Consider the following 12,472-nt stretch of genomic DNA (forward strand, 5'->3'; position numbering starts at 1 on the left):
CGATTTTTCAGCATCCGTGATGCGCAGCAGGCCCTGAATCCCCCGGTTCAGGGCCTGCTGTCGTGAGCGGGAGCCCACGGCATCCGGCATTGCCGGACCCTGCGTGTCCGGTGACGGGGCAGCGCCGTTCCTGCGCACAAATGGAAGTGGATGCCGGCCCTAGAGCCGGAATGAAATGATCCTGCGGCCCGTGGCGTCCGCATCCACTGCTGCAGTGACTGAACTGTAGTCCTGGATATGCAGCACCCCTTCAGGCAGCGGGCCGGTATTGGGACCCACGGCCACGGTCCGCATGCCTGCGGCCACACCGGCGGCAATCCCTGCCGGCGCATCCTCAAACACCACGGCGTCCTCCGGCTCCACGCCCAGGAGTGAAGCGGCCCGCAGGTAGCCTTCAGGATGCGGCTTGCCCCGCGTCACCAGGTCCGCCGTGAGGGCTGTTGCCGGCATGGCCAGCCCGGCTGCTTCCATGCGGATATCCGCCAGAAGCCGGTCCGCCGAAGTGACCAGCGCGATCGCGTCAGCCGGAAGGCTCCGGAGCAGGCGGGCGACGCCCGGCAGCGCGACAATCCCCTCGGTCCGCACGCGTTCCATTGCGCCGAGTTCTTCCGTGAGGGCGGCCACGTCTGCACCCTCCGGCGCGAACCGCCGCACAGTGTCGATGGCCTGCACACCATGTGAAGTCCGGATGATCTCTGCGATGTCCAGGCTGTAGCGTGCGGCGAACTCACCCCACACCTGCTCGACGACCGCGGTGGAGTCCACCAGGGTGCCGTCCATGTCGAAGAGGACTGCACGGCAGGAAAGCATGACGGTGGAAGCGGGGGCTGGAATGCTCATCGCTCCATCTTGCCCCAAATGTTCCAGGCTTCCTGTCCCGGGTGTCCTAGGCTTCCCGTCCCGGGATGTACTGCACGGCCCACTTGTTGCCGTCCGGGTCCGCGAAGTACACAAAGTGACCCCAGGCCTGGACGTCCACGTCGCTCACCTCCACCCCGTTGTTCTTGAGGTAGTCATGGGCGGCGTGGATGTCACTGACCACCAGCTGCAGGCTCGGGGCTGTGCCCGGCGGGGCATCATTGAGGCCCTCGCCAATACAGATGGAGCAGCCGGAGCCGCGTGGCGTGAGCTGGACAAAGCGGATGCCGTCCATGGGCCGTTCGTCGAAGTCGGCATTAAAGCCGACCTTGTTGACGTAGAAATCCTTCGCGCGGTCCACATCGGACACAGGGACAAAGACGAGTTCAAGTTTCCAGTCCATCCGCACAGGCTAGCGGCGGCCTCTTAAAACCGGAAGACCTGGACACTACCCTCTGCCCGCAATTACGGCTGCTTAGCCGGCAATGCCGTACAGGCGGTCACCCGCGTCGCCGAGCCCGGGCACAATGTAGGACTTGTCGTTCAGCTTCTCGTCGATGGAAGCGAGCACGATGGTTACGTTGGCATCAGCAAGTTCTTCTTCCAGCTTCGCCAGGCCTTCGGGGGCAGCCAGGAGGCAGATGCAGGTGACGTCAGAGGCGCCTCGCTTGAACAGGAACTTGATGGCTTCGCGGAGGGTGCCTCCGGTGGCCAGCATGGGGTCCAGCACAAAGATCTGCCGGTCCGTGAGGTCCTCCGGCAGGCGTTCTGCGTAAGTGATGATGTCCAGGGTTTCCTCGTCGCGGGCCATGCCCAGGAAGCCGACTTCAGCGGTGGGGACCAACTTGGTCATGCCTTCCAGCATGCCGAGGCCCGCGCGCAGGATGGGTACCACCAGCGGGGTTGGCTTGGTGAAAGCGGTGCCAACGGTGGTGCTCACAGGTGTTTCGATGGTCACCGGCTGCGTGCGCACATCGCGGGTGGCCTCGTACGCGAGCAGTGTCACCAGCTCTTCCGTCAGCATCCGGAAGACCGGCGACGGCGTGTTTTTGTCCCTCAGGACGGTGAGCTTATGGGCGACCAGCGGGTGGTCCACAACAAGAGTGCGCATGGGTCAAAACTATCATCCGGGCGGGCAGCCCCTGCCGGGGATCAGCTGGGCTGGTCGTCCCGTACGGCGGGGTGTTCGTCGTCACGGATGGCGGGGTGCTCGAATGTGGGTGCCGGGCCGGCGTGCTCGCGTTTTCGCAGGACATGGAACAGCCGGTGCGCAAGGATTACGATCCCCACCCACGCGAGTCCCAGGAACCAGCCGGCCATAACGTCTGTCAGCCAGTGGTGGCCGAGGAACACACGGCTCAGGCCCATGGCGATGATGAACACCACCCCGGCGGAGATGGCGGTGATGCGCGCCCAGGCCATCTCGAACTGCAGGCACATGATGTACACCAGGACGCCGATCACCACTGTCGTGTTCAGCGTGTGGCCGCTGGGGAAGGACGGCGACGTTTCGTACGGCGGGACTGCCTCCACGTGGTCCGGGCGGGTACGGCCAACCAGGCGTTTGCCGACCGTGGTGGCCAGGGTGGAGACAGCCGCCGCACCGCCCACCAGGATGATCGGCCGCCAGGTCCTGCTCAGGAACGTGAGCCAGGCCGTCAGGATGCTCGCCAGGATGGGCATGCCGATGCCACCGCCGATATTGGTGAAAGCCGTTACTCCCGCGTCCAGCGACGGGTTCCTCAAGCTCTGTGAATACTCGAGCGCCGGCAGGTCAAGGGACGCCAGCCCTTCGTCGTCCACAACGTTGTCGTAGACCTCGGCACCGAGAAGCGCCATGGTCACAACCAGGACCCCACCGACCAGCAGCGTGAGCCACAAGGCGGCGTACGGTTTGAACCAATGACCTAAACGGGCTCGAAATGTATCGAGGTCCACGGGTTCCTCCTGGCGTCGGCGGGGTGGCAAGGACGGATATCCCTCGAAACTATCATTGAGCCATGGTGCCCGGCGAAAAGACCCACAACGAATGGATGGGCCTTGCCCTCGGCGAAGCCCGGCGTGCACTGGCCACGGATGACGTCCCCATCGGCGCCGTGGTGATAGGGCCCGACGGCGGCGTGCTGGGTTCCGGACGGAACCAGAGGGAGGAACTGGGCGACCCCACCGCCCATGCGGAGGTGGTGGCCATCCGCCAGGCGGCGGAGCGGCTGCGGGAGCTGTCGAAGCTGGGCGGTGGTACCGGCGACGGCTGGCGGTTGGAGGACTGCACCCTGGTTGTCACGCTGGAGCCGTGTGCCATGTGCGCCGGCGCGGTGGTGCTGGCCAGGATCCCCCGAGTGGTTTTCGGCGCCTGGGATGAGAAGGCCGGGGCCGCCGGTTCAGTGTTCGACATCCTCCGCGAGCGCCGGCTCAACCACTGGGTGGAGGTGTACGGCGGCGTCCGGGAAGTCGAATGCGGCGCCCTGCTCAGGGATTTCTTCGCCGCCCACCGCAGCAGGCTTTAGCCGGCCAGGCACACCCGGCGGCGTTCCGGCCTCTAATACCGGGTTTCATTCACTGCGGTTCGTGTACCCGGCCGCGAATATGCCCAGCACGTCCCGGGCCGTGGTGTCCCAGCCGGGCAGGCGTTCCCTCGCAGCAAGGGCAGCGGCTTGCCATTCTGCCCTGAGGGTTGCGTCCGTCAGCCACTTCCGGATCACCGCTGCGAGCACTTCCGGATCATTATGGTCGGGACCGGGGAGCACGACGGCGGTTCCCGGCAGGACTTCTTCCTGGCCCTCTTGCGCAAGGTTACCCATGCCCAACGCCTCGACGGCACCGGTTCCGGCCCGGACGATCACCGGGATGCCGCGCGCCAACGACTCTGTCACCACAAGGCCGAAAGCTTCAGCGCGCGAGACGAGGAGGCTCAGATCCGCCCGATGCCATTCGTCCGCCAATTCCTGTCCCACCAACTGCCCCGCCAACTGGATCCGATGGTCGAGTCCGTTTGCGTCGATCGCGGCCCGGACCTGTGCTGCATACACGGGATCGGCGTCAGGCGTCCCTGCCAAGGAGGCTGTCCACTCCAGGTCCTGGACTTTCGCCAGCGCCTCCACCGTCAGCAACTGGCACTTGTTGGGCAGCACGGCAGCCACCGCAACGATGTGCGGTGGCTGCGAACCGGCAGCTACAGGTGCCGGATCGGTCCCTGGCAGCGCAACCCGGCTATCCTGCACGCCGTGTCGTTTCGTGGCATGATCCGCCGCCGACGAACTGCTGCAGATGACACCGGCTGCCGCCCGCAGCGACCGTCGTTCGCCGTCGGGATGCGTGGGCGACGGCATGTGCAGCAGGACCCAAGCGGGGTGGCCGGCCGCAGCGGCAGCTTCGAATTCGTCAGGTGCCCCGCACGCGATCAGCCCATCCACGAGCAAGACCGTTCCTGACGTAGGTTCCGTTCCTGACGTATGTTCCGTCCCTGACGTATGTTCCGTCCCTGCTTGGCGTTCGCTCAACAGGCCGCCCAGCCGCCGTCGGTCATTGGTGTTGGCCTCGGGCCAGGACCCATCGACTGCGAGCACCTCAACCTCAACGCCCGAGGCCCTCAGGCCCTCGGCCAGACGTGCGTTGTAGACGTTGCCGCCTGAGTTGTGGCGGATGTTGGCAGGGACCAGGAATCTCAGGTGCACGGTCAGGCGGACAGATCCAGGGCATACGTAGCCCATGCGTCCGGATTTTCGCGCAGGGTGACATCGATACCGGTGAGCTCGCGGCCGTCGTCGGTATTCTTGAGCTTCCCTGCCACGGTTTGGGCGACGTACTCGGCCAGCGCCTCGGTGGTGCTGAGTTTGCCCGCGAAGTCCGGGTGCTCGTCGAGGTTTTTGTAGTTGAGCCCGGCCAGCACGTCTTCGATGATGCCGCCGGCCGCCCCGATGTCCAGCACGATCGCGTCTTCGCTGAGGGTACGACGCCGGAATGTCACCTCCGCCACGAAGGTGGCCCCGTGCAGGCCCTGGGCGGGACCAAAAACTGCGCGCGGGAGGCTGTGGGCGATCATGAAGTGACGTCGGATGGTCAGGCTGAACATGGGCTACCTCTTGTCTTCGGGGGTGGTTTTGGCTGCACTGGCACCTGCGGAAGTGTCAGCGTTGGGGTATTCGATCACATGGCACAGGGCCTCGAGCTTGCCGTCGGCCAGGTCTTGCACCACGTCCGGCAGGTCGGTGAATGGAGAGGCCCCGGTCAGGAAGGCATCGAATACCGGGTCCTGGAGGAGCGACACTGCAAGATTTAAACGGTCGGCATTTGTTCGCCGGTGCCGCCGCGCCCGGGCAACCACGCCCACTTGGCTGGCCCGGATGGAGAGCCGCCGCGCGTGGAAATCCTCGCCGAGCGGCAGGGTGACGTCGCGATTGGCGTACCAGGACATCTCAATGACGTCGGCTTCGTCGCCGGCCAGCTGCAGGCTGCGCTCCAGTCCTTCCTGGGATGCCGAGCAGTGGAACACGATGTCGCAGTCCGGCTTGGCGTCATCAGGGTGGGCGAACTCCACGCCGAGCTTGCCTGCGAGCTGCTGGCGTTCGGGATCAAGGTCCACGAGCTGCAACCGGGCCAGTGGAAAAGTCCGGAGGAGTGTGGCCACCATGCCGCCCACGAGGCCGGCACCGACCACGGCGATCCGGTCCCCCAGCCGCGGCCCGGCTTCCCAAAGGGCATTGACGGCTGTTTCCACGGTGCCGGTAAGCACGGCGCGACGAGCCGGAACGCCGTCGGGAACCCTGATCAAGGCGTCTGTGGCAATTACGTAGCGGTCCTGGTGCGGGTTCAGGCAGAAGACCGTCTGGCCGATCCATTCATCGGGGCCCTGTTCGACAATACCTACAGACAGATAGCCGAACTTCACGGGGGAAGGGAAAGAGCCCTCCTGGTGCGGGGCACGCATTGCCTGGGCCACGCGTGAGGGGACGGAGCCGGTGTGAACCACGATTTCCGTGCCCTTACTGATACCCGAATACAACGTCCGGACCAGCGCTTCGCCGGGCCCCGGACCGTGGAGTGCCTCGGACCGGAGCTCGCCTTGCTCCGTTCCGGTGGTCCAATATGCTGTTGCCTGGGTTGCCTGTGTTGGTCCGTTTGCTTTAGTCATCTTGCTTATGAATCTAGTCCGATTGAGGCGCGACACGGAAGCCGGGACCCGTCAAGGTGGTCCGTTCATTCCAAAGGCACTGGAACTCGTGGCGGTTGGTCGTTCGAGAGCGCCCACGGATCTCCCGGGAATCCTTGAACGTCATGGAATCCTTGAACAGCATCAACAGCCGCACCGGGCCAGTGGGGTGGTTCCCTGTCGGGTTGTTCGCTCTGGTAGTGGCGGCCGGTGGGTGAGATCCAGCCGGGCGGTTCGTCCGTGGTGGCTTCGGTGGGTTGCCAGGGTCTGGTGTGTTTGAGTCGGTGATGTTTGGGGCAGAGCTGGGTCAGGTTTGAGATCCCGGTACTCCCGCCGTGGGCCCAGGCCTTGAGGTGGTCTGCTTCGTTGTCCAGGGACTGGTTGGAGCAGCCGGGGAACTGGCATTTGCCGTCCCGGAGCCGGAGCCATTGGCGCAGTGCCTTGGGGATCCGGTAGCTTTCCCGCCTGATCTCCAACGGTGCCCCGTCCCGGGGATCGGTCAGGACCCGGCGGAACGACTCGGCACCGTCGGCGACAAGTTGCCGGGCCATGGACGGCGGGATCGGTCCGTACCCGTCGAGGATGGCCGGTTCATCGGTCAGACCCATCAAAGCGAACACCGGAACCGTCACCAGAACCTGGGCCGTCGGTGACGGGATCCTCCCGGCAGCCCCGTTCTGAGTGCTGTTCAGGGTGCCGCCCTGAGTGGCGTGCTGGGTGTTGTGCAGTGTGCCGCCGAGCAGCCACGCCGCGACGTTGTCCGCACGGAGCTGGGTGAGGGTCCTGCCCTCGGCGGGGCCTTGCAGGGCGCGGGCGGCGGTGGTGGCCCGGTTCCAGATCCCGGCTGCCTGATCGGCGGGCAGGTAGGCCGAGAGCCAGGCCATCCCGTCCCGGTCCGGGGCATACTCAACCCGCCGGTCCAAGGCACTCCGGGTGTGGCGTGTTTCGATGCTGACCGGGTGATGCCGCTCCCGCCAGGTCCTGGCTTTGGCCCGGAACCGGCCCGGGACCATCCCGCCGGCCGCGCCGCGGGCCGGGTTCGGCGCCTCCGGGTCCAGGAAATGCGCCTCCAGGGCGTGGGCGGCGGCGGGCTCCAGATTGGTGGTCTCGTCGACCATGATCCGGGCATGCTGCCACGACAACGTCCCGGCCTGAAGGGCCGCCAGCGTCAGCGGCAGGGCGGTGGTGAGGCGGTGGGCCTCGCCCAGCAGCCCGCCGGCCGTACGTTCACTGACCGTCAGGGCGCACGCGACCTCAGCCACGATACTCATGTCCTGGGCGGTGTGCTCCTGCGGGGACATGATGGGCCCGCGATCACTTGGGCGGCCTCGTCGTACCCGCCGGCCGCATGGACCTTCACCGCAGCAACCATCGCCTCCAACCCCGCCGCGCCGGACAACACCGTGAGACACGCCTCAGCCTGCCAACGCAACGGGTCCGAGTCAGCCGCAAAAGGGCCGGCTGCGAAAGCGCCAGACACCGGGCCGTCCGCCGGCCCGCGCGCCGTGCTTACTGGCGGGCTGGCGGCCACGCCAGCACTTGGGCAAGTGGCAGGCACTCCAACCGGCACCGGGCTTCCTGCCAGATCCCCGCCCGAAGAGATGTCCACCGTCCCCCGGAACACACCGGCCAGCCGCAAAGCAGAAGCCGCAATGGCCTCCAACACCTCAGCACCTGCGGCGTTATCCATACCCCCAGCATCACAGCACTCACCTACAGCACGCGCTAAGCAAACCGCCTATGTGGATAACTCAGCGGCAACGAAAACTGTCAGTCTCGCCGTCGAGCCTAAAGCGCCGTAGTAGTCCATTCCCACAACATAGATCACCAGCCGTTTTGGGGATGTGGGCCTTGCTCCGGTACCCTATTCAGGTTGGTGACGTGTCCGAGCGGCCGAAGGTGCAACACTCGAAATGTTGTTTGGTGTCAAAGCCAACGTGGGTTCAAATCCCACCGTCACCGCCAATGAGAAAGGCCCTGCATCCCTTATAAACAAAGGGAAGCAGGGCCTTTTGCTTTGTCCCGAATCAGGTGTTTGCCCACATTTTGCCCACACTTGCCAGAGAGACAGCGTTATCTAGGGCGTCTGAAACTGAGTCAAGATCCCCGTCAAACAGATCCGCGTAGACGTCCAAAGTCATCGCCGCCGAGCTGTGACCGAGCATCTTTTGGACAGCCTTGACGTTGGCGCCGGCAGATACAGCAAAGCTCGCGGCCGAGTGCCTCAAGTCGTGCGGAGTGATTCTCGGGATTCCCGAACGCTTCACTGCGCCGGCAAACCAACTCATATTGTCCTCATGCACACGGGCAAGTCGCAGGTGGTGCCCATTCTCGCCAGGGAACACCAGATCGTCACGGCCCTTGTTCTCGCATTGCCGCGCCAACTGCTCCCCCAGGAATCGCGGGAAGGGAACCGTCCGCTTCTTATGGTTCTTCGGGGTTCCTACCTCGATCACAGAGCCGACCTGCACGGCATTCTCTTCAATCAGGAACCGACGCCGCAGCATATCCAGATGCTTCACCCGCAGCCCCGTCGCTTCCCCCCAGCGCAGCCCGCAGTAGGCCAGGACTAAGACCAGCGTGGGGTACTTGCTAACAGCAGCCAGTTCGTGCACCTGATCGTGGCTTAGGTAGACGTGAGGCTTTTTTAGCTTCCGGGGCAGCGAGACGCCCCGTGCTGGATTGCTCATGGTCCGTCGATCACTCACGGCATCATCAAGGACAGCAGCAAGCACCCCGTAGGCCCGGATAACCAGAGTGGCGCCCTTCGGTTTCCGCGGCGGCGTTGCCTTCGGATCTCCCAGCGACATCTCAGAAACCCATTGCTGAACCGCCGTCTTCTGGACATCGGCCACGGCGATGTGACCCCATGCTGGTAAGACGTGATTCCGCCACGCCGATTCAACAGGTCGATAGGACGACGGCTTTAGGTGGGTCTGACGCGCTAGCCACGCCTCCCCCAGCGGCCGTATCTGAGCCCGTGCAGCGGTAGCGTCTACAAACTCTCCGCGTGCCTTAGAAACCTCCACAGAGGCAAGGAATAGTTCGGCGTCGCGTTTAGTCCTGAACCCGCGCTTGTCGGTCTGGGTACGGTCTGGCTTCCGATAGCGGACCCGGTAACGCTTCCCCGCCGTCGTCTCGTAGGGCTCAATCGTCGCCATCGTCTGCGCCCCCAAACCCGGTAGCCCGGAGCAACTCTCGGTCCTCCTCTTCGAGGAGCGGGTCCGACATCAACTTGGACTCTTGAATCATGCCCAAATCCCGGGCTTTCTTGATCCACTTCGTTGCAGTCGTCCTAGGCAGTGGATCAAGGTTTTCGCCCGCGAAGGCCTGTTGAACATAGAGCGCTGGCGCTAGGCCAAGGAGGCGCCCAAGTGAATAGATGTCTGCCACATATTCCAAAGTGTCACGCTCAGGGCCACGGAGCCTGAGCCTTTCCAGGTCTTCATCCGGTAACTGAATCGGGCTTTCTGCCAGCACCTTCGTTCCATCATTAACTTCCCAAGAATGGAAACTCCGCAAATATTTCAGATGCTGCACTATGGCCGAACGCCAAAGACCTTTCACATTCACGGCGCGTAGGTCAGTTGACGTCACTTCTTCCCCACTTCGGGAAGAAACCGTTATGGCTGTGGGCCGAAGAACGTCGTCCACCAGCTCCACACGGAAGGAAACGTTCTGGTTCTCCGCTGGGACATGGAAAACCGTCAACGTTCCGGGCAGCTCTATGACTACCGGATCCACGACGTGGTAGGTAGCTCCGGAGTCTGGGGCATATGTGGATTCAACTGTCATTTCAGGCATGGTTCATTGTTGCAAAGTGATTCACACATGACAACCAAGACTCTTCGAGGTTCACACTTGACAGTTCTGAATCACTGGGGGTAGAGTCAGTTCTGTCAACACTGAACCAGAAGGAGGATTGCCATGACAGAGGAACTTGTTCCCCCGGTTGCACTGGCTGAATATCTCGGCACCACCACGGGCGCTCTTGCTCAAATGCGATACCGGGGAATCGGCCCCAGGTTTATCAAGCTCGGAGCCAAGGCTGTCCGGTACAGCATGGCCGACGTCAATGCATGGTTGGCAGCGAACACCATGCAGTGCACGAGCGAAAAGGCCACGGCGTGAGCAAGGTCTACACGGCGGAAGATCTCGCCGCCGCTTGGGAATCGGGCTACTGGCATGGCACCAGTCATGAGGGCCCGCTTAATGAGGCAGCGGTAGCGGCTAAAAACCCCCACCGAGCCCAGGGCGTCAAGCCAGCCAAGTCGTGCAAGGTGCCCCTGAAGACAGAGAAAGGCCGCGGCGCTCCCTACCAAGAAACCGCCACGGCCTCAGAACCCACCAGCGATTAGCAGGAGATTCATTATGAGCAACCTTACCAAGTACCCGACCGCATTGCGAGAGCACAGCACTGTGGCGCCGAGGCCGCTGGAGGTCCTCCGCTCCATCCCGACGCCCCCGGCTGGGTTTACGCCGAACTACGACGAGAACGAGTTCGCTAAGGATCTCGGGGGCGAGCTGATTGATTACTCGGCGCCGGACATCGAGCGCCCAGGCTACAAGATCCTGAGTAGTTGGACGCCGGATGCGGGATTGCGCCTCTACATCGACCATGACGATAACGAATTCTTCACCATGGCTGAAGTCCGAGATCTCATCACCACTTTGCAGGAGACTCTCGCCACCGCCGCCGCTGAGTCCATCACCCCGCACGCCTGAGGCCACGAAAACAGGAATGGAAAGCCTCATGGGAGCAGATAGGGCCACAGCCCGCCGCCACGTCTACGGCGGCGCCCACATCACGCCCGCCATCTATTCGAGCTGGCAGGTCAAACAGTACCTGCTTGCAACCGAGACCCCCGGCCGGTTTGGCTGGTTCGACAACTGCGGAGCCGCGGCATGAAAGAAATCACTCCCGAACTGGCGGAAGCCATCTCCGCCGCCGAATACGAAGCAGTCAACACCGTTCCCGCTGAACTGCATGTTGAGCCGACTGTCCCGCCCTTCCCTACAGGCTCGCTGCCCTCATGGTGGAAGTCCTTTGTTGAAGCCACTGCCGAGGCAACACAGACCCCGCTGGACCTCGCCGCGTCCGTCACTCTCGGCGTGATGGCAGCGGCAGTATCCGGGAAGACCAAGATTCAAGCGGCGCCCGGCTGGGAGGAACCGCTCAACCTCTACCTTGCGTGCGCCCTGCCCCCAGGAAACCGCAAGTCAGCAGTCTTCAACGTCGCCACGGCTCCGCTACGTGATGTGGAGATGGACCTCATCGAAGACGCGAAGCCCGAAGTGCGGCGCCAAGCCACGCTGAAAAAGCTACGCGAAGACACTGCCGAGAATATCCGCAAGCAGGTCATGACTGGGAAGAAGACCGAAGCGCAGTACCTCGAAGCGGAAAGGGCAGCGGATGAAACCCCCGTCCTTACGCTTCCCCGGCTCCTGGCTGACGATGCCACTCCCGAAGCACTCACGTCGCTGGCTGCGGACAACGGCGGGAAAATCTCCGTTGCATCAGCAGAGGGCGGGATCTTCGATATCTTCGCCGGACGTTACAGCGGCGGAATGCCGAATATGGACATTCTTCTCAAAGGTCACGCGGGCGACTCTATGACCGTAGACCGCAAGGGCAGGCCATCGGAGCGGATCGCGTCCGTTTGCCTGAACATGAATCTGACGGTTCAACCGGCAGTCCTAAAGCAGATTGGTTCCGGTTCGCCGGACAAGTCCAAGGGCGAGTTGGAGCGGTTCCTGTTCACCGTCCCGAAGTCCAGCGTGGGCTTCCGGTCTGTTAACTCCCAGCCCGTTCCTGCCACGATCAAGGCGGCCTACTACCACCACGTGAGCGCCCTCGCCCGGGCCGGTGCGGCACCTGGACAGCCCGCACTTATCAGGATGGACGCGGACGCTACCAAGCTCTTCAATGACTGGCAGCGGGCTATTGAAGCCGACCTGAGGCCAAACGGAGTACTGGGAGATCCCCGCGTGATCGGCTGGGGCTCCAAGCTCGCCGGCACTACTGCAAGGTTCGCCGGAATCCTCCACCTGGCATCCGGGAAATCCGCCGATGAATTGGTTTCTGCGGATACTGCGGATTGTGCGGCGGCGATGGCGGAACACTTCGCACAGCACGCCCTCGCTGCTTTCCACCTTATGAGCCTCTCTGATCCCCACAAGAAAGCTAAGGAGTTGAGAATGGTAATCATTAACAACAAGCTCTATAGCTTCACTGAACGGGACCTACTCACCAAGGCCAGCCGATCAGTGTTCCCGGATGCCTTGACCATAAGGGAAGCGCTCACGGTCCTACTGGATCACGAATGGGTGTTCCGAGTTGAGATGCCAGACCAAAACGGGCCCGGACGTAAACCATCTCAAATGTACGTCCCCCACCGAAGCATTTTCAAAGAATCAGGTACAGCCGCAGTATCCGCACAATACGCAGAATCAGCCTAAGGAACA

Annotated in this window: 14 protein-coding genes, 1 tRNA gene and 1 pseudogene; 6 read left to right on the forward strand and 10 right to left on the reverse strand. The window is 63.1% G+C overall.

Features of this window, described 5'->3' with window-relative positions; genetic code table 11:
• Window positions 1-159: 159 nt before the first annotated feature.
• The 4 genes from GUV69_RS11150 to GUV69_RS11165 all read right to left on the reverse strand — a co-directional run bounded on the left by GUV69_RS11150 (window position 160) and on the right by GUV69_RS11165 (window position 2,796).
• Entirely contained in the window at window positions 160-840 is a 681-nt protein-coding gene (locus GUV69_RS11150; RefSeq protein ID WP_164202325.1) for an HAD-IA family hydrolase, read from the reverse strand.
• A gap of 46 nt (window positions 841-886) precedes the next feature.
• Entirely contained in the window at window positions 887-1,261 is a 375-nt protein-coding gene (locus GUV69_RS11155; RefSeq protein ID WP_164202327.1) for a VOC family protein, read from the reverse strand.
• A 72-nt stretch (window positions 1,262-1,333) separates the two neighbouring features.
• Window positions 1,334-1,969 (reverse strand): uracil phosphoribosyltransferase, encoded by a 636-nt coding sequence (gene upp, locus GUV69_RS11160; RefSeq protein WP_164202329.1) that lies wholly within the window; start codon window positions 1,967-1,969, stop codon window positions 1,334-1,336.
• A gap of 41 nt (window positions 1,970-2,010) precedes the next feature.
• Window positions 2,011-2,796: a phosphatase PAP2 family protein gene (locus tag GUV69_RS11165; protein ID WP_164202331.1), complete on the reverse strand. Its 786-nt coding sequence runs from the start codon at window positions 2,794-2,796 to the stop codon at window positions 2,011-2,013.
• Between the two features lie 62 nt (window positions 2,797-2,858).
• On the opposite strand from GUV69_RS11165, the gene GUV69_RS11170 reads away from it, so the two are divergent.
• Complete coding sequence (locus GUV69_RS11170) at window positions 2,859-3,365, forward strand: nucleoside deaminase (RefSeq protein ID WP_164202333.1); 507 nt, start codon at window positions 2,859-2,861, stop codon at window positions 3,363-3,365.
• Window positions 3,366-3,410: 45 nt separating this feature from the next.
• On the opposite strand, the gene GUV69_RS11175 is transcribed toward GUV69_RS11170, so the two are convergent.
• From GUV69_RS11175 to GUV69_RS11190, 4 genes and pseudogenes are all read right to left on the reverse strand, one after another.
• Window positions 3,411-4,568: a glycosyltransferase family 4 protein gene (locus GUV69_RS11175; protein WP_164202335.1), complete on the reverse strand. Its 1,158-nt coding sequence runs from the start codon at window positions 4,566-4,568 to the stop codon at window positions 3,411-3,413.
• A complete protein-coding gene (locus tag GUV69_RS11180; RefSeq protein ID WP_164202337.1) occupies window positions 4,535-4,930 on the reverse strand; it encodes a 6-pyruvoyl trahydropterin synthase family protein in 396 nt (131 codons plus the stop codon). Before GUV69_RS11180 ends, GUV69_RS11175 begins: the two co-directional genes overlap by 34 nt.
• Before the next feature lie 3 nt (window positions 4,931-4,933).
• Window positions 4,934-5,989, reverse strand: a complete 1,056-nt coding sequence (locus tag GUV69_RS11185) for a zinc-dependent alcohol dehydrogenase (RefSeq protein ID WP_164202339.1) — start codon at window positions 5,987-5,989, stop codon at window positions 4,934-4,936.
• Window positions 5,990-6,054: 65 nt separating this feature from the next.
• Window positions 6,055-7,697, reverse strand: a pseudogene (locus tag GUV69_RS11190) (HNH endonuclease signature motif containing protein).
• Window positions 7,698-7,882: 185 nt separating this feature from the next.
• Between GUV69_RS11190 and GUV69_RS11195 the strand changes: the two are divergent.
• A tRNA-Ser gene (locus GUV69_RS11195) sits at window positions 7,883-7,972 on the forward strand.
• Between the two features lie 62 nt (window positions 7,973-8,034).
• Here GUV69_RS11195 and GUV69_RS11200 read toward each other — a convergent pair.
• Together GUV69_RS11200 and GUV69_RS11205 are read right to left on the reverse strand one after the other, a co-directional pair.
• Window positions 8,035-9,168, reverse strand: coding sequence for a site-specific integrase (locus tag GUV69_RS11200; RefSeq protein WP_164202341.1), 1,134 nt, complete (start codon window positions 9,166-9,168; stop codon window positions 8,035-8,037).
• Window positions 9,155-9,811, reverse strand: a complete 657-nt coding sequence (locus GUV69_RS11205; protein WP_164202343.1) for a hypothetical protein — start codon at window positions 9,809-9,811, stop codon at window positions 9,155-9,157. The genes GUV69_RS11200 and GUV69_RS11205 overlap by 14 nt, the downstream gene beginning before the upstream one ends.
• A 123-nt stretch (window positions 9,812-9,934) precedes the next feature.
• Here GUV69_RS11205 and GUV69_RS11210 point away from each other — a divergent pair, with 123 nt between their 5' ends.
• The 4 genes from GUV69_RS11210 to GUV69_RS11225 all read left to right on the forward strand — a co-directional run bounded on the left by GUV69_RS11210 (window position 9,935) and on the right by GUV69_RS11225 (window position 12,466).
• Window positions 9,935-10,138: a helix-turn-helix transcriptional regulator gene (locus tag GUV69_RS11210; RefSeq protein WP_164202345.1), complete on the forward strand. Its 204-nt coding sequence runs from the start codon at window positions 9,935-9,937 to the stop codon at window positions 10,136-10,138.
• Between the two features lie 240 nt (window positions 10,139-10,378).
• Entirely contained in the window at window positions 10,379-10,732 is a 354-nt protein-coding gene (locus GUV69_RS11215) for a hypothetical protein (RefSeq protein ID WP_164202347.1), read from the forward strand.
• 28 nt (window positions 10,733-10,760) lie between these two features.
• Entirely contained in the window at window positions 10,761-10,916 is a 156-nt protein-coding gene (locus GUV69_RS11220; RefSeq protein ID WP_164202349.1) for a hypothetical protein, read from the forward strand.
• Window positions 10,913-12,466 (forward strand): YfjI family protein, encoded by a 1,554-nt coding sequence (locus GUV69_RS11225; protein ID WP_164202351.1) that lies wholly within the window; start codon window positions 10,913-10,915, stop codon window positions 12,464-12,466. The genes GUV69_RS11220 and GUV69_RS11225 overlap by 4 nt, the downstream gene beginning before the upstream one ends.
• Window positions 12,467-12,472: the final 6 nt, after the last annotated feature.

It is taken from the genome of [Micrococcus luteus] ATCC 49442, assembly GCF_010367585.1.
Classification (GTDB): domain Bacteria; phylum Actinomycetota; class Actinomycetes; order Actinomycetales; family Micrococcaceae; genus Arthrobacter; species Arthrobacter luteus_A.